This window comes from Rhodococcus sp. SG20037, assembly GCF_031763325.1.
In the GTDB taxonomy this organism is placed as follows: Bacteria; Actinomycetota; Actinomycetes; order Mycobacteriales; family Mycobacteriaceae; genus Rhodococcus_F; species Rhodococcus_F qingshengii.
The window spans coordinates 5,715,609-5,737,204 of the sequence record NZ_CP134497.1; the positions used below are offsets into that span (position 1 = coordinate 5,715,609).

22 protein-coding genes are annotated in these 21,596 nt (G+C 62.8%); 8 read left to right on the forward strand and 14 right to left on the reverse strand.

The genetic code is table 11. The annotated features are described in order from the left end of the window. Positions 1 to 119 precede the first annotated feature (119 nt). The gene (locus tag RHP72_RS26405; RefSeq protein WP_007730853.1) at positions 120 to 746 is read right to left on the reverse strand and encodes a type 1 glutamine amidotransferase; all 627 of its coding nucleotides are present in this window, start codon (positions 744 to 746) and stop codon (positions 120 to 122) included. A 209-nt stretch (positions 747 to 955) separates the two neighbouring features. Between RHP72_RS26405 and RHP72_RS26410 the strand changes: the two genes are divergently transcribed. The 6 genes from RHP72_RS26410 to RHP72_RS26435 all read left to right on the forward strand — a co-directional run bounded on the left by RHP72_RS26410 (position 956) and on the right by RHP72_RS26435 (position 6,290). Beyond that, complete coding sequence (locus RHP72_RS26410; protein WP_311094015.1) at positions 956 to 1,459, forward strand: PASTA domain-containing protein; 504 nt, start codon at positions 956 to 958, stop codon at positions 1,457 to 1,459. Positions 1,460 to 1,588: 129 nt separating this feature from the next. Further along, positions 1,589 to 2,365: an aspartate/glutamate racemase family protein gene (locus RHP72_RS26415; RefSeq protein WP_223304559.1), complete on the forward strand. Its 777-nt coding sequence runs from the start codon at positions 1,589 to 1,591 to the stop codon at positions 2,363 to 2,365. A 36-nt stretch (positions 2,366 to 2,401) separates the two neighbouring features. Continuing rightward, positions 2,402 to 3,085 carry a GntR family transcriptional regulator gene (locus RHP72_RS26420; protein WP_003942830.1) on the forward strand — a complete coding sequence of 228 codons (684 nt, stop codon included), beginning with the start codon at positions 2,402 to 2,404 and terminating at the stop codon, positions 3,083 to 3,085. Positions 3,086 to 3,146: 61 nt separating this feature from the next. Next, the gene (locus RHP72_RS26425) at positions 3,147 to 3,524 is read left to right on the forward strand and encodes a helix-turn-helix transcriptional regulator (RefSeq protein WP_054187497.1); all 378 of its coding nucleotides are present in this window, start codon (positions 3,147 to 3,149) and stop codon (positions 3,522 to 3,524) included. After that, on the forward strand, positions 3,521 to 4,117 hold the full coding sequence (locus RHP72_RS26430; protein WP_047269425.1) for an SRPBCC domain-containing protein: 597 nt from the start codon (positions 3,521 to 3,523) through the stop codon (positions 4,115 to 4,117). Before RHP72_RS26425 ends, RHP72_RS26430 begins: the two co-directional genes overlap by 4 nt. 133 nt (positions 4,118 to 4,250) lie before the next feature. Then, a complete protein-coding gene (locus RHP72_RS26435) occupies positions 4,251 to 6,290 on the forward strand; it encodes a YhgE/Pip domain-containing protein (protein WP_311094016.1) in 2,040 nt (679 codons plus the stop codon). 6 nt (positions 6,291 to 6,296) lie between these two features. Here the strand turns inward: RHP72_RS26435 and RHP72_RS26440 are convergent, their stop codons facing one another. The 12 genes from RHP72_RS26440 to RHP72_RS26495 all read right to left on the reverse strand — a co-directional run bounded on the left by RHP72_RS26440 (position 6,297) and on the right by RHP72_RS26495 (position 18,511). Beyond that, a complete protein-coding gene (locus tag RHP72_RS26440; RefSeq protein ID WP_311094017.1) occupies positions 6,297 to 7,496 on the reverse strand; it encodes a DUF4185 domain-containing protein in 1,200 nt (399 codons plus the stop codon). A gap of 173 nt (positions 7,497 to 7,669) precedes the next feature. Next, entirely contained in the window at positions 7,670 to 8,455 is a 786-nt protein-coding gene (locus RHP72_RS26445) for a RhlG family 3-oxoacyl-ACP reductase (protein ID WP_161120568.1), read from the reverse strand. Continuing rightward, positions 8,452 to 9,651: an acetyl-CoA C-acyltransferase gene (locus tag RHP72_RS26450; protein ID WP_311094018.1), complete on the reverse strand. Its 1,200-nt coding sequence runs from the start codon at positions 9,649 to 9,651 to the stop codon at positions 8,452 to 8,454. Before RHP72_RS26450 ends, RHP72_RS26445 begins: the two co-directional genes overlap by 4 nt. 79 nt (positions 9,652 to 9,730) lie before the next feature. Continuing rightward, positions 9,731 to 10,714, reverse strand: coding sequence for an NADPH:quinone oxidoreductase family protein (locus RHP72_RS26455; protein ID WP_003943088.1), 984 nt, complete (start codon positions 10,712 to 10,714; stop codon positions 9,731 to 9,733). A 31-nt stretch (positions 10,715 to 10,745) separates the two neighbouring features. Next, complete coding sequence (locus RHP72_RS26460) at positions 10,746 to 11,843, reverse strand: acyl-CoA dehydrogenase family protein (RefSeq protein ID WP_054187499.1); 1,098 nt, start codon at positions 11,841 to 11,843, stop codon at positions 10,746 to 10,748. After that, positions 11,840 to 13,033 (reverse strand): acyl-CoA dehydrogenase family protein, encoded by a 1,194-nt coding sequence (locus RHP72_RS26465; protein ID WP_003943047.1) that lies wholly within the window; start codon positions 13,031 to 13,033, stop codon positions 11,840 to 11,842. Before RHP72_RS26465 ends, RHP72_RS26460 begins: the two co-directional genes overlap by 4 nt. A 34-nt stretch (positions 13,034 to 13,067) precedes the next feature. Further along, on the reverse strand, positions 13,068 to 13,826 hold the full coding sequence (gene fabG / locus RHP72_RS26470) for a 3-oxoacyl-ACP reductase FabG (protein ID WP_042446291.1): 759 nt from the start codon (positions 13,824 to 13,826) through the stop codon (positions 13,068 to 13,070). 45 nt (positions 13,827 to 13,871) lie between these two features. After that, positions 13,872 to 14,906: a phosphotransferase family protein gene (locus RHP72_RS26475; protein ID WP_039973187.1), complete on the reverse strand. Its 1,035-nt coding sequence runs from the start codon at positions 14,904 to 14,906 to the stop codon at positions 13,872 to 13,874. Further along, positions 14,899 to 15,681, reverse strand: coding sequence for an SDR family oxidoreductase (locus tag RHP72_RS26480; RefSeq protein ID WP_007730827.1), 783 nt, complete (start codon positions 15,679 to 15,681; stop codon positions 14,899 to 14,901). The genes RHP72_RS26475 and RHP72_RS26480 overlap by 8 nt, the downstream gene beginning before the upstream one ends. Position 15,682: 1 nt before the next feature. Then, positions 15,683 to 16,903 (reverse strand): acyl-CoA dehydrogenase family protein, encoded by a 1,221-nt coding sequence (locus RHP72_RS26485; RefSeq protein WP_019745701.1) that lies wholly within the window; start codon positions 16,901 to 16,903, stop codon positions 15,683 to 15,685. Beyond that, positions 16,890 to 17,693, reverse strand: a complete 804-nt coding sequence (locus RHP72_RS26490; RefSeq protein ID WP_047269420.1) for an enoyl-CoA hydratase-related protein — start codon at positions 17,691 to 17,693, stop codon at positions 16,890 to 16,892. Before RHP72_RS26490 ends, RHP72_RS26485 begins: the two co-directional genes overlap by 14 nt. Continuing rightward, positions 17,690 to 18,511 carry an SDR family oxidoreductase gene (locus RHP72_RS26495; RefSeq protein ID WP_003942864.1) on the reverse strand — a complete coding sequence of 274 codons (822 nt, stop codon included), beginning with the start codon at positions 18,509 to 18,511 and terminating at the stop codon, positions 17,690 to 17,692. Before RHP72_RS26495 ends, RHP72_RS26490 begins: the two co-directional genes overlap by 4 nt. 157 nt (positions 18,512 to 18,668) lie before the next feature. Between RHP72_RS26495 and RHP72_RS26500 the strand changes: the two genes are divergently transcribed. Next, entirely contained in the window at positions 18,669 to 19,145 is a 477-nt protein-coding gene (locus RHP72_RS26500) for a MaoC family dehydratase (protein ID WP_003942878.1), read from the forward strand. A gap of 73 nt (positions 19,146 to 19,218) precedes the next feature. On the opposite strand, the gene RHP72_RS26505 is transcribed toward RHP72_RS26500, so the two are convergent. Then, the gene (locus RHP72_RS26505) at positions 19,219 to 19,899 is read right to left on the reverse strand and encodes a TetR/AcrR family transcriptional regulator (protein WP_054187502.1); all 681 of its coding nucleotides are present in this window, start codon (positions 19,897 to 19,899) and stop codon (positions 19,219 to 19,221) included. A gap of 137 nt (positions 19,900 to 20,036) precedes the next feature. Here RHP72_RS26505 and RHP72_RS26510 point away from each other — a divergent pair, with 137 nt between their 5' ends. Further along, positions 20,037 to 21,539 (forward strand): class I adenylate-forming enzyme family protein, encoded by a 1,503-nt coding sequence (locus tag RHP72_RS26510; RefSeq protein WP_063315559.1) that lies wholly within the window; start codon positions 20,037 to 20,039, stop codon positions 21,537 to 21,539. Positions 21,540 to 21,596 lie beyond the last annotated feature (57 nt).

Below are 21,596 nucleotides of genomic sequence, written 5' to 3' on the forward strand. Positions count from 1 at the left end.
CGCTCCCCTTTCGCGGGGGAGATCCGGACTCTACGAGGTGTGTTGCTCGACCGGATCGGTTCATCCACCCACGAGAACACAAGGTAACAGGTAAATCGGTCAATCAGGACAAAACGGGCTTATTCGGTGGAGATGGATTTCAACCATTTCTCCATCACGGCTGCGGCAATCTCGAGCCCCTGCGACTCGGCTGCACTCAACTGCTGCATGAAGATGCGCGGACCGTCCGCTCCCAGCGAAGCATGCAGCGAATCGCGGTACTCGGCCAGTTCCATCCACTCGCGCGCCACCGCGGAGGACGCTTCGAGGTGAAACTGAACGGCGTAACTCTGCTTGTATCGGAAGAGTTGATTCGGATACTTGGCTGAACCAGCGAGCCGCACCGCGCCGTTCGGAATGTCGAAGGTATCCGAATGCCATTGCATTGCAGGAAATGTGGAGGGCAGATCTCCCCACACGGGATCTTGCCGGCCCTCGACAGTCAAGGTGATCTCCTCAACTCCGACTTCAGGCACAGCGCCCGTGTAGACGCGAGCACCCAGCGCCGCGGCGAGCAACTGCGAACCCAGACACACTCCCCACACCGGGACGTCGCTCTCGACCAGATCGCGAATGTATTCGATCTCGGATGCCAACCACTCGACCTCGCCCTGATCGCCGACGCCCATCGGCCCGCCCATCACGATCACGGCGTCGAACCGTCGATGTGCCGGAAGCGGGTCGGTGCCCAGAAGAACAGTCTGCACGTCTCCGTAGCTCTCCAGGACAGGCGAATACGCCGCTGGGGGTTCACACTGCGCGTGTCGTAGTTCCAGAAAATGCATGTAGGCAATTCCTCTCGAATCCGGTGCCGAAAGCCTATGGTTCTATTCGACATAAGGCACATCGACGGCGTCGGATGTGCTCTGCGCTCGAATCTCCGCTTTCATCGCCCCTTTACCGACAAGGAACGTCTGTGCGCGCACCACACCTCTTTTCGACATCGATTCGCCCGCCCTCAACTGCCGTTCGCATCGGACTCAGCGCATTCGCCTTGGCGTCACTTGCCGCGTGCTCAGGAACAAGCACCGACAGCGAGGCCGAATCAACATCCACCGCGACCTCCACTGCAACCTCGACAACTCAACCCACGACGACTCAGGCTCCATTGACCACCTCGGTGACCGGTACGACGAATTCTCCACTGGCCACGACCCCAGTCGCCGCGGAAGTGACGCCCGCTGCAGCTCCCGCGGTCATGCCCAACGTCGTGTGCATGAATCTTCAAGACGCACAGGACACCATTCAGTCGGCCGGAGTCTTCTTCTCCAGAAGTGCTGACGCAACCGGCGCGGGTCGACGCCAACTGGTCGATTCCAACTGGATTGTCGTCGATCAGACACCCTCTGCCGGAAGTCCTTTCGGGGAAATCGAAGCCGTGCTCTCGGCCGTGAAGATCGGCGAACCGAACCCCTGCTGATCGGCTGAGTTCTCGAACTTCGCAATTCCGGGAGCACTGCGCCTTACTTGACAACTACCTCCGACCTCCTTCACTGTAGTCAACATTACGAGTATCCAATATATTGGATGCGAAAGGTTGGATTGCAACATGAAGGTGCCACGAATACGGCAGAGCGCCAGCTCTCCGGCGTCCATGAGCGACCCCGTCATCGGAATACTCGGAGGCATGGGGCCCGCCGCTACTGCCGACTTCTACTCCAAACTCGTTGCGCTGACACCAGGTTCGACGGATCAGGAGCACCCCAAAGTTGTCATCTGGGCCGATCCCACCGTTCCCGACCGGACATTGGCACTCACCGAGAACGGCCCTGACCCCACTCCGTGGCTGATCCGCGGTGCGCGCGTTCTCCGAGAGTCGGGCGCGACGACGCTCGCCATCCCATGCAATACCGCCCACGCCTTCCTGCCCGCCATCTCGTCCCAACTGGGACTTCCCGTCGTCCACATGATCGACGAAGTCGCTCGGCACATCCGGACGCTCTCACCCGCCGTCACATCCGTCGGACTATTGGCCACCACGGGGACGGTCCGCACCGGGTTGTATCAACAATGGCTGTCGGAACACTCGATTGACGTCCTGGTGCCCGGACCTGCGATCCAGGACGAACTGGTGATGCCGGCGATCCGAGCAATCAAGAGCGGCAACGTCGGAGACGAGACCACCGACAAGCTCGTCAGGGCCGCTGATCTTCTCGTCGAATCGGGCGCGCAGGTCGTCGTGGCCGGATGCACCGAGATTCCGCTCGGACTGCCCGCCGACGCCACAACCTGTCAGATCATCGATCCGGCAACAATTCTCGCCCGCGCTCTGCTCCGGCGGGTTGCGGATGCCCGGAGACACCCTTCGATGGTCGTTTCGGGCTGACCTGCAGCAGGGAGGCTGCAGAGTACGCTATCCAGTATGTTGCGTGGCGGTAAACCGGTTGAGCGAGCACGAATGAGCGACATCGCTCTCGAACGCATTCGCGAAGCGATCGTCACCGGTGAACTGGCGCCGGGCTCGAAGATCAAGGACAGCGAACTCGCCGAGTATCTGGGACTGAGCAGAACTCCGGTCCGCGAAGCGCTCGCAAGGCTGGTCGACACCGGACTCGTGGAAGCGAAACCCGGTGCGTACACGCGCATCACCACCCTCGACCGCGGCGACGTCGAGGCAACACTCGCAGTCATCGAAGCTCTCGACCAACTGGCCGTCGTCACCGCTGTACCGAATCTCACCGACGAGATGATCGGGGCGATGCGTTCGGCCAACAAGGACTTCGCTGCCGCCGTCAAGCGAAACGACATAGGCCGAGCCCTGACCGCTGACGATCGCCTACACAGCGTCATCATCGATGCTGCGGCGAATCCGCTGTTGAAGAAGCTGATTCATCAGGTTCACCCACAAATTCACCGCATCTACTACCGCAAGTTCTCGAGCCTCCTCGGGAGCCAGGACTCCGTCGATCATCACAACAGACTGATCAAGCTGTGCGCAGACCACGATGCCGAGGCGGCAGCGACGCTGTCAGCCGAACATCGACGCCATCTCGGCGGGCTGATCGGCGAACTTTTCGACGCCGACGAGTTCGCGCTCTCGGACTGACCGAGTCCGGGTACAAGTTTCGGCGCTTGCCTATATTGGCCATTGCCGATATAAATGACTGGTGCATGCATTCGACGTTCTCGGAGACCCAGTGCGGCGACGAATCATGGAACTCCTGTCCGGCGGCGAGCGCTCGGCGGGTCAGATCGCCGAAGTCGTGGCAGCGGAGTTCGGAATCTCGCAACCGACCGCGTCCGGACACCTGCGAGTACTCCGAGAAAACGGATTCGCCACCGTCCGCAGCGAAGGCACCAGGCGTCTCTATGCCGTCGAGCCCGCGCCATTGCAAGAAGTGGACCAATGGCTCGACGGATTCCGGCAGTTCTGGAGCGGCCCTCTCGACGCATTGGCCACAGAACTCGCACGCGGGAAACGACGCGACTCGAAGCGGAGCAGATCTTCACAATCGAATTCTTCCGACGAAGGAGACTCACAATGACCGAGATCGCGAACCAGGACACCAGCCTCACCGCGGTGGAGCGGAGCATGGGTAACCGCGACATCGCAGAAGGTTCGGCTCGAACTGCCGTACTCAAGCGCCGCTACAACGCGTCGGTCGACGACGTCTGGGATGCCATCACGACCCCTGACCGCATCAACCGTTTCTTCCTTCCGGTGAGCGGAGACTTCCAGGTGGGCGGCTCTTACGCCTTCGAAGGCCAGGCAAGTGGCGAGATCCTGGCCTGCGACGCCCCACACCTGCTGCGACTGCAGTGGACACCGCCCGGCGATCGTGGATACAGCGATCAGGTCGAGATCCGGCTGACTGCCGACGGCCCCGACGCCACCTGGCTCGAGTTGGAGCACGCCTCCGTCGCCGATGTCTTCCGTAACGACCCGGACACCGGCTGCTACGGCGTCGGAACCGGCTGGGAAGGCCCACTTCACTACCTGGGCGAATACTTGCGCGGCACTCTCCCTGATGCGCCGAGCACCGAGTGGTACACCTTCGACGAAGCAGAGGAGCTTCGTCTGGCCAACTTCCGAGGGTGGGAGTGGGCAAAGATCGAGGCAGAGCACGGCGGCCGATAACGCCCAATTCTTCGAAAACGGTCACAGGATGGCCGTTTGCTTTGTATCGTGACCGAGCTGGACGTATGTCCAGCAGTTTTGGTGGCTTCCTTTCGTGCCACACCTGCTTCGGTCCACGAGAAGAGAGCTCCACATGGCGCCACAACCCGTAGTCGACAACGCGGCCACGACGCGACGCACGCACATCATCCGGACAGTTCTCGCTGTCCTCGTCATCGCACCGCTGTCGATTGCGGCGTTCTACATGTGGGCACTGTGGGATCCGGGCGACACGGTCAACCGCTTGCCCGTCGCCATCGTCAACGCCGATGCGGGCACAGAACTCGACGGAACACGTCTGCAAGCCGGCGATGAAGTTGTTGCCGCGCTCGTCGAGAGCGGAGACGTTGCATGGAAGGTCGTCTCGGAACAGGAAGCCGCCGACGGCGTCAACGACGGCACCTATTACTTCTCGGTCGTCATTCCGAAAACTTTCAGCGCGGATGTGGCCAGTGCCGCATCAGGTTCGGGCCGCAAGGCCGAACTCGACGTCTTGTACAACGACTACAACAGTCTGGTCGCCGGCCCGGTCGGTGAAAGCATCATCGCTCAAGTGCGCTCGGCGGTCTCCGAGTCGATCGGCGAGCAGTCCATCGACCAGGTGCTGGTCGGGTTGGGTGAACTCGGAACAGGATTCGGTGAAGCAGCAGCAGGAGCGCAACAGCTGTCCGACGGATCCTCCGAAGCGCTTGCCGGAACCAACGAGCTCTACGCTGGAAGCAAGGAACTCGCCACCGGCATGGGCGAAGCAAATCAGGGCGGCAAGGAGCTGGCCGCCGGAGCCGGCGAGCTGGCTGCCGGAGCTGGCGAAGCTGCTGCAGGCTCGGGCGAGCTGAGCAGCGGACTCAACCAGTTGGTCGGGGGAACCGACGAACTCGGCGCAGGCGCCCGACAGATCAGCGAAGTGGTCGACATGGTCACCACCCCGGTACTCGACCTCGCGGGGTCCTCGGACGCCGTCGTCGGTCAGATCGACGCCCTCACGTCGATGCTTCGAAACTCGGCCGATCCGGTCTCCGCCGGACTCGTCGAAGCCCTGGCTGGACTGCGGGCTTCCCTGACTGCACAACCGTCGGACGACGACGTGATCGGTCAGCTCGGCCAGCTTCGCGACGGCGCGCGGGAGATCTCGCGCCAACTCACCGATCCGAGCAGCGACTACCGTGGTGGGCTCCTTGCCGCCGCGGTCGGTGCAGGTGAACTCAACACCGGCCTGGGCCAACTGTCCGACGGTGCAGGCCAACTCGCTACCGGTGCACAGGAACTCTCCACCGGGCTGGGGCAGTTGGACACTGGAAGTATTGCGCTCCGTGACGGTCTCGGGCAGCTATCGGCCGGCGTCGGCGAGCTCGACGCGGGTAGCGCGGAACTCGCCACCGGTTTGTCCGACGGTGCCGCCCAGGTGCCGCAGTTCTCGGACGACGAGCGCGCCACCACGGCCAATCTGCTCTCGTCCCCGGTTGCCGTCGACGCGCGGAACAACTATCCCGCAGCCGGTTTCGGACCGGGAGCCGTCCCTGCCGTGATCTCGGTGGCACTGTTCCTGTGCGGAATTCTCACGTGGTTCGTCGTCCGTCCACGACGCGGACGTTCACTGAACTCGCACACCAGCGTGGTGCGTGAGGGGCTGCGCCGCTACCGCATTCCCGCCCTGGTCACCTTGGTCGCGGCGCTCGTGTTGTCGGTGGTGTCACTGACCGTGGCAAACGTCGAACCACCTAGTGTCCTGGCGATGATCGCAGTGATGATCCTGGTGGGTGCCGCCGCGGTCAGCTCGGGCAGGCTCTTCACCGTTGTGTTCGGAGCCGTCAACGGAACCTTCATCGCTTTGGGCGCCTTGATGATTCAGATCTTCGCCTTCGGCGCGGTGTACCCCATCGAACAGATGCCGACGGTTCTGCAGTGGCTGCACGCCCTGATGCCACTCACGTGGGCGCGCAACGCCATGCGCATGGTCCTTGTCGGATACTACGGCCCGAAATTCTGGGTGGCGGTAATCGCTCTGGCTGCCTTGGTGATCGGAGCCGTCCTGTTCACCATCTGGTGGCGCCGCCGACAAGAACCGCCGACCGAAGCCGATGACGACGCGCCGATCACCGAAGAGATCGTGTACCTCCAGCAAACGCAAGCGTGAGTCGGATCAGCGAACGAGCGTCGTACGCATCAACATGACGTTGTAGTCGGCCCACGTGGTGGCAAGGAAGTACAGATCCGAACCACTGGACCACGGGTGGATGTATGCGGCGTAGATACCGGGAACCTCGACCAGATTGACCAGTGTCTCCGGTGCCGTCCACGGACCGACCGGACTGGGAGCGGTTCGCATCACGATCGAACTGAACGCGTCGGCGTACATCGCCACGAACTTGCCGAGGAACTCGTTGTACTGAACGGAGACCTCACCGATGCGGCCGTCCATGACGGGTACGGCCGCAGCGGGATCGGCAAGGATCCAGCCGTTTCCGTTCCAGTACTCGTAGGCGGAAAGATCGAGGATCGCCCCCTCGGGCACGCGAGAAAGTCGAACCTCGCCGGATCGTCCCGCGGGGGTTCCGTAGTTGTAGACGAACCCGCCGTCCTTCACCATCGAGCTCATCTGGAAGTTCTCGCTACCGGCGACGGGGGCGACACCCGCGGGAAGAACCCCACCGATGTTGGGGCGCAGAGTTTCCGGACGAGTGGTCCACGTCTCGCCGTTGTCCGAGGAGGTAGCAATCTGTGAGTAGTTTGTACTCCACTGCCCGGCCTCGCCCCAGTTGCGCACCGACATGTAGCTCAGATACTGCACACCGTTCACTGCGATGCCGCTCGTGGGGATGCTGGAGGCCTCGACGCCCGGAATCTTCAGACCGGAAATGATCTCACGCGCCTGAGCTGTGCCGTCCATGGGCGCGCTGTCGATGCGCATACCGTCGGCCAGTACCCGATCCGAGCTGCGGAAGAGTACATTGCTTCGCCACTCGCCCACCAAACCGTCGCAGCCGGGGTTACGACTGAGCCCGGTGGTATCGCCGAAAGCGGTCAGAATCTGCCCCGCACCGTTGTCCCACATGATGCCCAGGTCGGTACCCAGGACATTGAAGCGATCAACTGTCTTGTTGGGACTGTATGTGCCGGTGACCTTTTCGATCGCGGTAGTACGACCGGATAGATCTGGCAACCCTCCGGTGTTGCCGTTGAGCCACGGCGCCGCATTGGCCGGACCACCGCTACTACCGACGCCACTGACTCCGACGCAGCCCGGCGCAGCCATCGCCGGCGAAGCCACCGCCGTGACGGCAGCAGCTGCCAGAGCAGCAACTACCCCGAACACCCCCAACGATCTCCCCGCGCGAAACATGACTCCCCCATGGCCGGGATTGTTGGTGTTGTCGTCGTCGTTCCCCCCGAACCTCGGACAATCTAGCAACTGCAGTCACAGATAACCCAATCCGACAAAGACGCGAAAAGGCCTGAAAGTCATAGTAGTTCAGACTTTCAGGCCTTTTCGGACAGAGAAGATCAGTCAGTAGGTCAGCGCGCTCCGCTCGCACCGCCGTCGAGTGGAATCACCGCGCCGGTCAGATAAGCCCCGGCACGTGAAGCCAGGAAGATGGCAAGACCTGCAGCATCCTGGGGAGTTCCGACCCTGCCCAACGGGACCGAGTCCGCCACAGCCTTTGCACTCTGCTCGTCCGCGAGGAGGAATGCCATCATCTTCGACGGGAACGGGCCCGGCGCAATGGCATTGACCGTGATCTGTTCCCCCGCAAGCGTTGCCGCGAGCTTGCGCGTCAACATGTGTACCGCAGCCTTACTGGCTCCGTACGAGAAGTTCTCCGAACCCGACACCACGAGTCCGTCGATCGATCCGATATTGATCACGCGCGCGGGATCTTCCGCCGTGGCTGCAGACCGCAACTGCGGCAACAGCTTCTGCGTCAGGAGGAAGATTGCCTTGACATTGATGTCGAAAATCTTGTCGAAGCCTGCGGCCGGAAAATCGTCGACGGGAGCTCCCCACGTGGCACCGGCGTTGTTGACCAGTACGTCGAGCGTCGGCGAAATCTCGGCGACCTTCGCAGCGAGGCTCTCGATCCCCTCGTCCGTGGACAGATCGGCCGGATGCGAGATGCAGGTGCCGAACTCCGAAAGCTCTCGCGCGGCTTCGTCACAGGCTTCGGCTTTTCGGGCCGAAATGACGACCGTCGCTCCGCCTTCGACAAACCCGCGAGCGATCATGTATCCGATGCCGCGTGATCCACCGGTGACCACAACGGTCTTGCCACTGACGTCGAACAGTCCCTCGATCAAGCTCATGCGACCTCGAAAAGCCCGGCAGCGCCCATACCGCCGCCGATGCACATGGTCACCACCACGAGCTTGGCTCCGCGCCGTTTTCCTTCAAGAAGAGCATGGCCGACCAGACGAGCGCCCGTCATTCCGTACGGATGGCCGACGGAGATACCGCCGCCGTCGACGTTGTACTTCTCGGGATCGATCCCGAGCTTGTCGCGGCAGTACAGGGCCTGAGAGGCGAAGGCCTCGTTGAGTTCCCAGAGATCGATGTCGTCGACCTTCAGGCCGTGAAGATCCAGCAGACGCGGAATCGCGAACACCGGTCCGATGCCCATCTCGTCGGGAGCGCAACCCGCGACAGCCATGCCACGGTAGATACCGAGAGGAGCCAACCCGCGGCGTTGCGCCTCGCCTGCCTCCATCAGCACCGACGCCGAAGCGCCGTCGGAGAGCTGAGACGAGTTGCCCGCAGTGATGGACGAATGAGCACTGACAGTCCCGTCGGCCAGAACCGGTCGCAGACTCGACAGCCCTTCCAACGTGGTGGAAGCGCGGTTGCCTTCGTCGCGGGTCAGCGTCACGGACTCGCTGCGGATCTCACCCGTCTCCTTGTCCTGCACCTGCTTGGTCGAGGGCAGCGGGACGATCTCGAGATCGAACCGACCTGCGTCCTGGGCCGTTGCGGTCCGCTGCTGGGAAACGAGCGCGAACTCGTCCTGCTGCTCGCGGGTGACTCCGTAGCGCTCGGCGACGATCTCGGCCGTATGCAGCATCGGCATGTAGATCGACGGCTTGTTTTCCTTCAGCCACGGATCAGCCGCGCGGAAGTTGTTCATGTGATCGTTCTGGACCAACGAGATCGATTCGACTCCGCCGCCGACCGCGATCTGCATTCCGTCGTCCACGATCTGCTTGGCTGCGGTTGCGATGGCCATGAGACCGGACGAGCACTGACGGTCGATCGTCATTCCGGAAACCGAATCCGGAAGCCCGGCCCGCAGCACCGCTTGCCGTGCGACGTTGCCGCCGGAAGAGCCCTGCTGCAGCGCGGCGCCGAGGATGACGTCCTCGACCTCGCCGCCCTCGAGGCCCGCGCGCTGAACTGCATTCCAAATGGCATGTGCAGCAAGCTCTTGAGCCTGAGTGTTGTTGAACGCGCCGCGGTACGCCTTACCGATCGGGGTACGGGCGGTGGAAACGATGACAGCTTGCCTCATCGGGGAATCCTTTCGTCGAACACGAAGTGCTGTGCGCCTTTATTAACCGCCGGGGGTTAATAAAGGCGCACAGCAAGAATCAGGGCTGGAACACGACGCGACCGACCGTGGTGCCGTCGCCGAGGCGACCGATACCGTCGGCAACGTCCGTCAACGACAGCCGCTCACTGATCAGTGGTTTGACCAAGCCGGCATCGGCGAGCCTGGTGAGCTCGACGTGGCAGTCGTCGATGGCCTGCTGGTTGTAGGCCTTGTACAGCCCCCAGTGCAGTCCGATGATCGAATAGTTCTTGATGAGAGCGTGATTGAGTGCCGGCTGCGGGATCGTGCCACCGGCGAAGCCGATGATGACGATCCGTCCCTCGAAGGCGATGCACTTGGTGGACTTCGCGTATGCGTCGCCGCCGACCGGATCGAAGACCACGTCGGCGCCCTTGCCGCCGGTGAACTCCTTGACCGCTGCCACGAAGTCCTCACTGTGACGGTCTACGACGAGGTCGGCGCCGAGCTTGCGCGCGTACTCGGCCTTGTCCGGGCCGCCGACGACACCGATCACCTTGGCGCCTGCCGCCTTGCCGAGTTGCACTGCCGCACTACCGACACCACCCGCAGCAGCGTGGACCAACAACGTCTCACCCTCGAGCAGTTGGGTGCGGCGATGCAGAGCGAACCACGCTGTCTGATAGCCGATGCTCAGAGCGGATGCTTCCGCGTCGTCGAGAGCCGACGGCGCCGGGAACGTGTTGTTCTGATCCAGTACCGAGTACTCGGCGAATCCGCCGGACGGCAGACTCGGATTACCGATCACCCGGTCCCCCACTGCGAATTTGGTCACCGATTCACCGACCGAGACCACTTCACCACACAGTTCGACACCGGGTGTGAAGGGCAGCGGCGGCTTGATCTGGTACTCACCGCGGCACATGAGGACGTCGGGGAAGTTGGCCGGAGCCGCCAGCACCTTGACCAACATCTCCGTCGCATTCGGGGTGGGATCCGCGGTCTCCTCCAACGCGAGCACATCGCGGGGTTGACCGAGTTCGTTGACGCGCCAAGCCTTCACAGCAATTCTCCAGACAGATAGTGGGTGAGTTTCAGGACGAGATCGGGAGGTCGACCAACTCGGCGAGGCGTGCCCGATGCTGATACGCGGTTCCCAGCGACAGCTGATCGCTCTTCGCCCGTTTGAGGTACAGGTGCGCCGGATACTCCCACGTCATTCCGATACCACCATGAAGTTGGACGCACTCCTCCGCAGCATGAACCGCGACGCCGCTGCAGAATGCCTGGGCCACCGTCGCTGCGATCGCCGCATCGGCGTCGCCGCGTGCATAGGTGTCCGCCGCATAGCGTGCTGCCGCGCCCGAAGAGCTGACTTCGAGCCAGAGATCGGCGAGGCGGTGCTTGATCGCCTGGTACGAACCGATCGCCCGGCCGAACTGCTTGCGCTCCTTCACATACGCGAGAGTCGTTTCGAGGCACCACTGAGCTACAGCGAACTGTTCGGACGCCAGAAGTGCGCTTCCGCAGAGCAACGCTTCCTCAACCGCTTGCGCCGCATTGCCGCTGTCGACACGGACCGACGACGAACCCGAGAACTCGACGTCCGCCAATCGGCGCGTCATGTCCAGGGACAGAACCGGCGTGACGGTGGCGTCGGCGATCCGAACGGTATGCAGCTCCAGGCCGCTCTCACCGGCAACCGGAACAACAAGAACATCGGACTCGGCGACGCCGGCAACCGTCGTGACGCTGCCGACGAGTCCACTCGCCGTTGCCTTGACAGTAGGTGTGAAAGTTCCTGATGCAGTGGACAACGGGACGACCAGAGCAGCCGTCGAATCCCCCGCTGCCAATTGACCGAGCACCTCGGTCTCGCCGGCCTTCAGCAACGCCGTCGTCGCCAGCACCGCGCTGGTGAAGAACGGAACGGGAGCGACCGCACGTCCGATCTCCTCCATCACGACCGCCGCCTCACGCGTCGACGCACCTGCCCCGCCCAGTTCCTCGGGTACCAGCAGTCCCGCCAAACCGAGTTCCGACGCCAGCGACTTCCACAGCCCGGTGAAGTCGGCGGACACGTCGTCGTACGCCGTGACCACGGTGTCGGCGCCGGCCCGCTCGCTCAGCAGTCGTCTGACGCTGGCTCGCAGATCTTGTTCGGTCTCGGAGTACAGCAGATCGGCGCTCATCGGGGTAGGTCCTTCCAGGCGATGTCCTTGTCGACGCGATGCTCGGGCGGCAACCCGAGTACACGTTCTGCGATGACGTTGCGCAGGATCTCCGACGTTCCGCCCTCGATCGAATTGCCCTTGGCTCGCAGGTACCGGTATCCGGGTTCACGCCCGGTGAAGTCGACGGAATCCGGTCGACGCAGTGTCCAGTCGTCGTAGCGCAGACCGGCTTCGCCGTGCAGTTCGAGGTCGAATCCAGAAATCTGCTGGGCCAAACCGGCAAACGCGAGCTTCATTCCCGAGCCTTCGGGGCCGGGCTGGCCGGCGGCGAGCTGCTGGCGCAGTCGCTCCCCGGTCAGACGCGCAACTTCGGATTCGGTCCAGAGTCGCATCAACTCGTCGTGCATCGCCGGGTTACGCAGCTCGGGCTCGTCACGCCAGGCCTGAGCGACCTTTCCGATCATGCCGCCCTCACGCGGTGCGCCCGAACCGATGGCAACACGCTCGTTGTTCAGGGTGGTGGTCGCAACCTTCCACCCCTGGCCTTCGGCTCCGAGGCGATTGGCGTCCGGAATCCTGACGTCCGTGAGGAATACCTCGTTGAATTCGGCCTCGCCGGTGATCTGACGCAGCGGCCGGACATCGACGCCCGGATCGGTCATGTCGCAGATGAAGTAGCTCAGACCCGCGTGCTTGGAACGTGACGGATCGGTCCTGGCCACGAGAATCGCCAGCTGCGCATTCTGCGCGCCCGACGTCCATACCTTCTGCCCGTTGACTATCCAGTCGTCGCCGTCGCGGACGGCGCGGGTAGCGACGGCCGCGAGGTCCGACCCTGCGCCCGGTTCACTGAACAGCTGGCAGTAGACCGTCTCCGCAGTCCACAACGGGCGCAGGAACTTCTGCTTCTGCTCCTCGGTGCCGAAGGCAGCGATGGTCGGTGCCGCCATGCCCAGTCCGATCCCGTTCTTGCCGGTGGCCGGGCCCGGTGCACCGGCGGCCTCCAGCTGAGCGTTCACCTGACGCTGAAAGCTCTGCGGTACACCGAGTCCCCCATGACCTTCGGGGAAATGAACCCACGCCAGTCCGGCGTCGAATCGTGCGCCGAGGAAGTCCGATACCGACACGCTGTTCGGATCGTTCTCCGCGAGAAGCGTGTTCACCTTCTCGGTGAGATCACGCGATACTGCCTCTTCGTCGAAAGCCATGCCCATTCCTTCGGTTCGAGCGGTGAGCGGACGGTCAGTCCTTCGGTCCACCGGCGACGTAGACGACCTGACCGGAAACAAAGCCTGCGCCTTCGCTGACAAAGAACGACGCGGTGTGCGCGATGTCCTCGGGCTGTCCGACGCGATTGACCGGAATCTGCGAAGCGGCAGCGGTCTTGAAGTCCTCGAAGCCGACGCCCATGCGCTCGGCCGTTGCGGCGGTCATCTCGGTTTCGATGAATCCGGGGGCAATAGCGTTCGCGGTCACGCCGAACTTGCCCAGCTCGAAGGCCAATGTCTTGGTGAAGCCCTGCATTCCGGCCTTCGCAGCGGAGTAGTTGACCTGTCCACGATTACCGAGAGCCGACGTGCTCGAGAGGTTCACGATGCGGCCGAACTTCGCTTCCACCATGTACTTCTGCACCGCACGCGACATGAGGAACGCTCCGCGCAGGTGGACGTTCATCACCGAATCCCACTCGGCAACGCTCATCTTGAACAGAAGGTTGTCGCGAGTGATACCGGCATTGTTGATCAGCACGGTAGGTGCACCCAGGTCTGCGGCCACACGATCCACCGCTGCGGCGACCGAAGCCTCGTCGGAGACGTCAGCGCCGACGGCCAGCGCCTGTCCGCCTGCGGCCTTGATCGCGTCGACGGTTCCGGCACACGCCGCTTCGTCGAGGTCGAGCACGGCGACGGCAAAACCGTCTTCCGACAGTCGCTTCGCTACTGCCGCACCGATTCCGCGTGCTGCACCCGTGACAATTGCGGTTCTACGTTCCTGGCTCACTGGCCCTCCATACTTTCGTGATTCGACGGACACCGGACGATCTCGTCAGATCCCGGCCTGATCTGCAATTTCCCTGGCTTTGGCGACCAAGGCGTCAATACGTTCCACGGTGGGAGTTCCGCTCTCGGCGGCATTCTGCGGTTCGTCGCGGGCGCGACGCATCACGCCCTCGGCGATCACGGCAATCTTCCACAGTCCCAACGTGTGCCAGAACTTCAGCGCAGCAGGATCCCGTCCGGTGGCCTCGAGATAGATCCGGGAGATCTCCTCTCGCGAGGGGAATCCCGGGAGTGCCGACGCCGGGAAATCGCCGCCGGTATTCTCACCAGCCGCCGGCCAGTACGCCAACAAGCTTCCGACGTCCGCCAACGGATCACCGAGTGTGCACAGTTCCCAGTCGAGGGCCGCGACAACTTCGCCGTTGCTCGCCGAGGTGATCACATTGCGTAGGTGAAAGTCGCCGTGCACCAACGTGGTTTCAGTGTGATCCGGCTGGGCTGCAATCAGGCGTCGGGTGAGATCGTCGAGATCAGGGCATTCCCGCGTCTTCGACTGTTCCCATTGACCTCCCCAACGCTTCAACTGCCGTGCAGCGTAGGGCTTGTGGCTTGCCAGGTCGTCGAGACCGGCCTGCTCGAGGTCGACGGCGTGTATCTTCGCCAGCGTCTGAGCGAGCGAGATTCCGATTGCCCGGCGACGATCTTCCGACAACGCCTCCGCAAGAGGCATTCGGTCCACCACTTCGCCGTCCACGAATTCCATGAGGAGCAGCGGAACTTCGGTGACGGCAGGATCCTCGGTCAACCCGAATACTCGCGGCGAAGGCACGTCGGTGGATTCGAGAGCGCTCAGGATTCGAGCCTCACGCGCCACGTCGTGAGCCGAGGCCAGCAGATGCCCCAGCGGTGGGCGTCGTAGCACCCAGCGATTGCCGTCCTGATCGCGAACCAGGTACGTGAGATTCGACTGCCCCAAGCCGATTCGATCGAAGGACAACGGCCCGGAAAAGTCGATCCCCAGGCCTGCGATCCACCCGGTGACCGCTTCGGTATCGAGTCCCACTACTCCGACGCTAGCCACCGACGGACGCTCCCTGCCGGAACGGGAGTGCGTCACCCAACAACTGGCCACCGTCGATGGTCATGATCTCGCCGGTGATCCACTGGGCTGCATCCGAAACCAGGAAGGCAATGGCAGCGGCCACGTCCTCGGGTTCACCGATGCGTCCGAGAGCAGTCGACGCGGACACCGCTTCTTCGTGTTCTTTCCACAGAGCTTCGGCGAGTTTGGTTCTCACCACTCCCGGCGCAACGGCGTTGACACGAATCTTCGGTGACAACTCGAGCGCCAACTGCTTGGTGATGTGGATCAGAGCAGCCTTCGACGCGTTGTACGTACCGATTCCCGCCTCGAACGCCATGCCGCCGATCGAAGCGGTGTTGACCACGGAACCACCGTGCTCGCCCATCCAGGCCCGCGCTGCGAGGCCGGTCCACAGGACTGGAGCCCACACGTTGACGTCGAAAGTCTTGGCGAAGCGCGAGTGATCCTGGTTGATGATCGGCCCGAACGACGGGTTGGTGCCCGCGTTGTTCACCAAGATGTCGAGACTGCCGAAACGCTCGATCGTCTGCTCGACGCACTTGCGTGCAGCATCCTCGTCCGTCGCGTGAGCGCCGACGCCGATCGCGTTGCCGTTCACCTGCGCGGCAGCCGCATCTGCGGATTCCTGTGAGCGCGAAGTCAGTACGACGTTTCCGCCCGCCGCCGCAATCGCCTGCGCGGTCGCGAGGCCGATGCCCCGCGATGCGCCTGTGACGATTGCCGTCTTACCAGTGAGATCCAGTCCTGCCATGTCAGTTCGCCTTGACTTCGCGGTACTTGCGCAGTTCCTGCTTGGCGATGGCGCGCTTGTGCACCTCGTCCGGGCCGTCGGCCAGGCGAAGGGTGCGCATGTGGGCGTAAGCCATCGCGAGCGGGAAGTCGTCGGTGACGCCGCCACCGCCGTGAACCTGGATGGCGCGGTCGATGATCTTGAGCGCGATGTTCGGTGCCGCAACCTTGATGGCTGCGATCTCGGTGCGCGCTTCCTTGTTGCCCACCGTGTCCATCATGTGTGCGGCCTTGAGTGTGAGGAGTCGAACCATCTCGATGTCGATACGAGCCTCGGCGATCCAGTCCTGGATATTCGCGTTGTCACTGACGGGCTTTCCGAAGGTGATGCGGGTGGATGCGCGCTTGCACATCAGTTCCAGTGCGCGCTCGGCCATTCCGATTGCACGCATGCAGTGGTGGATGCGGCCGGGGCCGAGGCGGGCCTGGCTGATCGCGAATCCTTCACCCTCACCGGCGAGAATGTCCTTGGCCGGGACGCGCACGTCCTCGAAAGTGATCTCGCCGTGTCCTTCGCGGTCCTGGTAGCCGAAAACCGGCAGGTTGCGCAGGATCGTGACGCCGGGAGCATCGATCGGCACGACCATCATCGACTGCTGACGGTGGGTGGCGGCATTGAAGTCGGTCTTACCCATGACGATCAGAACCTTGCAGTTCTGGTGCAAGGCGTTGGAAGCGAACCACTTACGGCCGTTCAGCACGTACTCGTCGCCGTCACGGTCCATACGGAGCTGGATGTTGGTGGCGTCGGAGCTGGCAACCTCGGGCTCGGTCATCGCGAAAGCGGAACGAATTTCGCCTTCGAGAAGCGGCTTGAGGTACTTCTCCTTGTGCTCGTCGGTGCCGAAGAGCGTGAGCACCTCCATGTTTCCCGTGTCCGGAGCGGCGCAGTTGGTGGCCTCGGAGGCCAGGTGGCTGCGGCCCATGATCTCCGCGAGCGGTGCGTATTCCAGGTTGGTCAGGCCGGGGCCCCATTCGGGATGGGGATGGAAGAGGTTCCACAGCCCGCGGGCCTTGGCTTCCTTCTTCAAGTCGTCGATGATCGGCGGCTGAAAGTGCGGGTTACCGGACTCACGCATCTGCTCTTCGTAGACCGCTTCGGCCGGGTAAACGTGCTTGTCCATGAAATCGAGCAGTTCGGCCTGGTACTTCTTGGTGCGATCCGAGAACTCAAACACTGACATGTGAACTCCTGACAGAGAGGGAAGGAAAATTGGGGGCTCGATGTTCGAGATGGCTGTTGACACCCTCGACGACATCCGGGCCGTGAAATGCGTTCAGCATCAGCGATTCCGCACGCCTGGCGGAATCGGTGAAGGTCGAGTGCGCGTCGGCACTCATCTGAGATTTGATGACGGAGAGGGACGTCGGCGAGCAGTTCGCCGCGATGTCCTCGGCGTAAGCAATCGCCGCATCCAGAACGTCACCGCCGCTGACCAGGTGGTCGATCAAACCGATACGGTACGCCTCGTCGGCATCCACCATCCGGCTGGAAAGCAGAAGATCGACTGCTCGACTGTGCCCGACCAAGCGGGGCAACATCCAGGAGATGCCGTACTCCGCAATCAGGCCGCGACGCGCGAACGCGGTAGTGAATCGTGTTGCGCTCGAACCGAAACGAACGTCGCAGTACAGAGCCTCGACCATTCCGAGCCCGGCAGCGACGCCGTTGACGGCGGCGATCAGCGGCTTGCGGATGGTGGTCGGGAAATGACGGTCTCGCGGCCGGACAAGATCACTTTCGGAGACTTCGCCGACGTTCTTCAAATTGCCGAGGTCAGCCCCCGAGCAGAATCCTCGGCCGGAGCCGGTGACAACAATTGCTCGGACACTGGGATCTTCGTCTGCCATGGCCAGAAAGTCGTAGTACTGATCTTCGAGCTCGTTGGTCCACGCGTTGAGAACGCGGGGCCGATTGAATGTCAGAACCAGCACCGCTCCTCTCTGCTCGGAGAGGACGAGTTCCTCGGTCATCGTGTTCCCGCGAGGAGCGACGCCTGGTACCGGCGCATCCCGCGCAGCCAACGGTCGTAGTCGGCGCCCTTCTGCCGGTACATGTCCAGCACGTTCTTGTGCGGAAGGATGAGAAATTCTTCGGCATCCACTGCCGCAAGAACGATTTCGGCGCATTCGGCAGGCTCGAGAACATTGCCTGCCGCAAGCACGGCTCCGGTTGCGGCCTTGCCGACCGGATCGCCGGAGTTCTCACCTTCGTAGAGAAGCTTGGTGTTGACGCCCATCGGGCACAGGCAACTGACGCGAACACCCTGATCTCCGTAGGTGATCGAGAGCCACTCGGCAAACGCGACCGCGGCATGTTTGGTCACCGAGTACGCGGCGGACCCGACCTGACTGAGCAAGCCGGCCGCAGAGGCCGTGCTGATGAAGTAGCCCTCCCCGCGCTCCGTCCAGCCGGGGACGAGGAGCCTGGCAGCGCGAATGTGGGCGCGAACGTTGACGTCGATCGTCGTGTCCCAGACGTCTTCACTGATGTCGAGGCCCATGCCACCGGTGACGCCGGCATTGGCGAAGTAGAGGTCGACCGGGCCGAATTCCTTTTCCGCCTGCGCGATCAGGCCCGCAATGACCGTCTCGTCGGAGACGTCGCCACCGGCAGACACGGCCGCTCCGGGACGCTCCGCGTTGATCGCCTCTGCTACTGCCGAAGCTGCTGCCCCGTCCAGGTCAGCCACTACGACGCGAGCACCCTCGGCAGCCAGTCGCTCGGCCAGTGCACCGCCGATTCCCCCGCCGCCACCGGTGACAATTGCTACCTTCTGGGCAACCTTCATGAGCGATTCCTCTCGCTTGCGTCATACCTACGCGCTGACAGTGATCCACGTCTCCCCTCATGTATAGTTGAATCCGGCGTCAGTTTCAACCGTCGAATCGCGACGGTCACCCGAACGGCCCGTTCCGTCCTCCTGAACTGCGAGTAAAGGGATAACGATGACTGAAAACCAATTGCCCGTCCGCCCGTCCACCTTCGCCGAGCTCGAGAAGCTCATCGGCCAGGAACTTGGCCCGACGGAGTGGTACGACATCACCCAGGAGCGCATCAACGCGTTCGCCGAAGCCACAAACGATCATCAGTGGATTCATGTCGACCCGGAACGAGCCGCATCGAGCCCGCTCGGCAGCACGATCGCGCACGGACTCTTCAGCCTCTCGCTGGGACCCCAGTTCTCCTACCAACTCATCCACTTCGACGGCTTCGCCCACAGCCTCAATTACGGCTACGACAAGGTTCGCTTCCCCGCTCCCGTTCCCGTGGGATCCCGGGTCCGGATGCGCGCAACCGTCGTGTCCGCGGAGCAGTTGCCCGGCGGAATCCAAGTGAAGATGAGCCAGGTGGTCGAGCGCGAGGGTTCCGACAAGCCCGTCGTGGTCGCCGAATCCGTCGCTCGCGTCGTCGAAAAGAGCTGAACCGAAAAGAGCTGAACCGAGACTGGGACGCCCGGCCGCTCGAACATCGATGCAGCCGGGGCGGCCCACCTCGTCAGAGACGGTCGGGGAACTTCAGAGCGTTCGCCCACAGATCGGTCACAGTGGCGACAATCTGATCGAACTCCGGTGAACGCCCGTCCACCTCACCCTCACGAAGGGTGAACAGACTGTAGGCGAGTCGACTCACCATGCCGGACAGAGCAATCGACGCCGTCATCGGATCCAGCGCCGTGTCCGCGATGCCGCGGGACTGCAGATCTGCGATCCCGCGGGCATTACGGCGTATGAACGCATTGGCACGCTCGCTGCGGAACTTCCGGAACTCCGGGTCGATGTGAGCAACCTGCTCCATGAGCCCCATCAACTTCGCATTGCGTTGATACGCGGCCAGATACGCTCGATTACTTGCCTCGAGCACGGCGTACGGATCGTCCGCGCTCGCAACGCGTCCCATGCCCGGGTGCATCATGTCGTCTCGCGCGACCTCGAGGACGGCGGCGAACACCTCTTCCTTGTTCGCGAAGTACGTGTAGAACGATCCCGTCGCGCAACCGGCTTCTTTTGCGATGTCGATCAAACGTGCATCGAGATAGCCACTGCGCTCGAAAACCTTACGGGCAGCAGCAACCAATGCCGCACGCGTGCGTGTCCCCCGCTCGGTGGTCGGTCGATCCCGGAGCAGCGCGGGCGGAGCCACCGGTAAGGCGGCAATTCGCGATTCGTCGTCGAGCACGGTGCGCTCCTCATCCTTCCGATCAACATCATTTTCGGGACAATCCCAGCAGACTCGATGTTGACGCCGGATTCAAGTGTACGCTCTGGTGAGACCCAGGACACACAATCGGTCGATTCCTCCCGAAAGGCAGAACCATGGTTAGCGTTCTCGACCCGGTGACCCGTCACGCGGAAGCCACTCCGGAAAATATTGCAATTCGCGGCACGGATAGTCATTGGACATACCGACAGCTTCACGACGCGTCTCTGGCGTTCGCCGGCCGCATTCGCGACGAAGGGTTGAGCATCGGCGACCGGGTTCTGCTCGCGGCGCCGTCGGTGCCTGAATTCATCGTGGCATACATGGGGATTCAGGCTGCAGGTTGTGTCGTGGTGCCCATCAACACGATGTCGGCGCAACCCGAAGTCGAGTACGTACTGGACGACGCCGAGATTTCGCTGGCGATCGCCTGGCACCAGCTCGGTCCCGCAGTTCAGGATGCAGGGAGTGCGCGCGGCGTCCCGGTGTGGACGCTCACCGAAGAATCGGCGAAGGCCGACCATCCACCGGCAACGGTGGTCGACCGCGACACAGCGGACACCACGGCGATTCTCTACACCTCCGGTACCACCGGACGTCCGAAGGGAGCTCAGCTGACAGTCGGGAATCTGTTGTCTGCCGGTGAGATCGGCGCCGAGAGCAGCCGCGGAAATCCCTCGGACCGCACCGGTACCGGACTGCCGCTCTTTCACATCTTCGGCCAGGGTTCGGTCATGATGGCAACCTTCACCGGCGGCGGATCACTGTCCCTGCTCGCCCGGTTCGACCCGGCCGCCATGCTCGACCTGGTGCGTCGGGACAAGCTCACCATCATGGCGGGCGTCCCCACCATGTGGAATGCCATGCTGCACGCCGCAGCCGACGTGGACAGCTCCGACTTCGAACAACTGCGGATCGCAATCTCCGGTGGCGCATCACTTCCCGGTGAAGTCGCTCGCGCCTTCGAAGCACGGTTCAACTGCACAATCCTCGAGGGCTACGGCCTGACCGAGACGAGCGCATTCGGAACTTTCAACAGCATCGACCGCGTCGCAAAGATCGGATACACCGGCCGCGCCGTACCGCGCACCGAGGTCGAGGTCCGTGATCACGACGGAAATGTCTGCCAGGCAGGCACAGTGGGCGAGGTATTCATCAAAGGACCGACGGTCATGAAGGGCTACTGGAAGCGCCCGGCCGACACGGCCGCCGTCCTGTCCGACGACGGATGGTTCCGCACCGGAGACCTCGGCGAGACCGACGCCGACGGTGACCTTCGCATCGTCGACCGCGTCAAGGACCTCATCATCCGCGGTGGATACAACGTCTATCCAGGCGAGGTCGAAGAGGTGCTCTACCAGCACCCCGACATCATCGAGGCCGCGGTGATCGGTATACCCGACGACTACTACGGCGAGGAGGTTGCGGCGGTGGTGGCCGTGCGCCCAGGCTCCGACCTCGAAGCAGATGACGTCACCTCGTGGGCTCGGGAACGTCTGTCCGCCTACAAGATTCCGCGGGTCGTCCAGTTCATCGACGCGCTCCCGAAGGGTTCGACGGGAAAGATCCTCAAGCGATCGATCGACCGCACCGAACTCCTCGCCCAGAAGCAGAACTGAAAACACAGGTGAACCCCGGCGAGATTTCGCCGGGGTTCACCTGTCCATGCGCTCAGA

Bases quoted from the DNA above. Each gene is read 5' to 3' on its own strand.
- RHP72_RS26440 (WP_311094017.1), bottom strand. From the start codon at position 7,496: ATGTTTCGCGCGGGGAGATCGTTGGGGGTGTTCGGGGTAGTTGCTGCT.
- RHP72_RS26450 (WP_311094018.1), bottom strand. From the start codon at position 9,651: ATGAGGCAAGCTGTCATCGTTTCCACCGCCCGTACCCCGATCGGTAAG.
- RHP72_RS26435 (WP_311094016.1), top strand. From the start codon at position 4,251: ATGGCGCCACAACCCGTAGTCGACAACGCGGCCACGACGCGACGCACG.
- RHP72_RS26480 (WP_007730827.1), bottom strand. From the start codon at position 15,681: ATGGCAGGACTGGATCTCACTGGTAAGACGGCAATCGTCACAGGCGCA.
- RHP72_RS26485 (WP_019745701.1), bottom strand. From the start codon at position 16,903: ATGTCAGTGTTTGAGTTCTCGGATCGCACCAAGAAGTACCAGGCCGAA.
- RHP72_RS26420 (WP_003942830.1), top strand. From the start codon at position 2,402: ATGTTGCGTGGCGGTAAACCGGTTGAGCGAGCACGAATGAGCGACATC.
- RHP72_RS26490 (WP_047269420.1), bottom strand. From the start codon at position 17,693: ATGACCGAGGAACTCGTCCTCTCCGAGCAGAGAGGAGCGGTGCTGGTT.
- RHP72_RS26430 (WP_047269425.1), top strand. From the start codon at position 3,521: ATGACCGAGATCGCGAACCAGGACACCAGCCTCACCGCGGTGGAGCGG.
- RHP72_RS26445 (WP_161120568.1), bottom strand. From the start codon at position 8,455: ATGAGCTTGATCGAGGGACTGTTCGACGTCAGTGGCAAGACCGTTGTG.
- RHP72_RS26500 (WP_003942878.1), top strand. From the start codon at position 18,669: ATGACTGAAAACCAATTGCCCGTCCGCCCGTCCACCTTCGCCGAGCTC.
- RHP72_RS26415 (WP_223304559.1), top strand. From the start codon at position 1,589: ATGAAGGTGCCACGAATACGGCAGAGCGCCAGCTCTCCGGCGTCCATG.
- RHP72_RS26495 (WP_003942864.1), bottom strand. From the start codon at position 18,511: ATGAAGGTTGCCCAGAAGGTAGCAATTGTCACCGGTGGCGGCGGGGGA.
- RHP72_RS26465 (WP_003943047.1), bottom strand. From the start codon at position 13,033: ATGGCTTTCGACGAAGAGGCAGTATCGCGTGATCTCACCGAGAAGGTG.
- RHP72_RS26510 (WP_063315559.1), top strand. From the start codon at position 20,037: ATGGTTAGCGTTCTCGACCCGGTGACCCGTCACGCGGAAGCCACTCCG.
- RHP72_RS26460 (WP_054187499.1), bottom strand. From the start codon at position 11,843: ATGAGCGCCGATCTGCTGTACTCCGAGACCGAACAAGATCTGCGAGCC.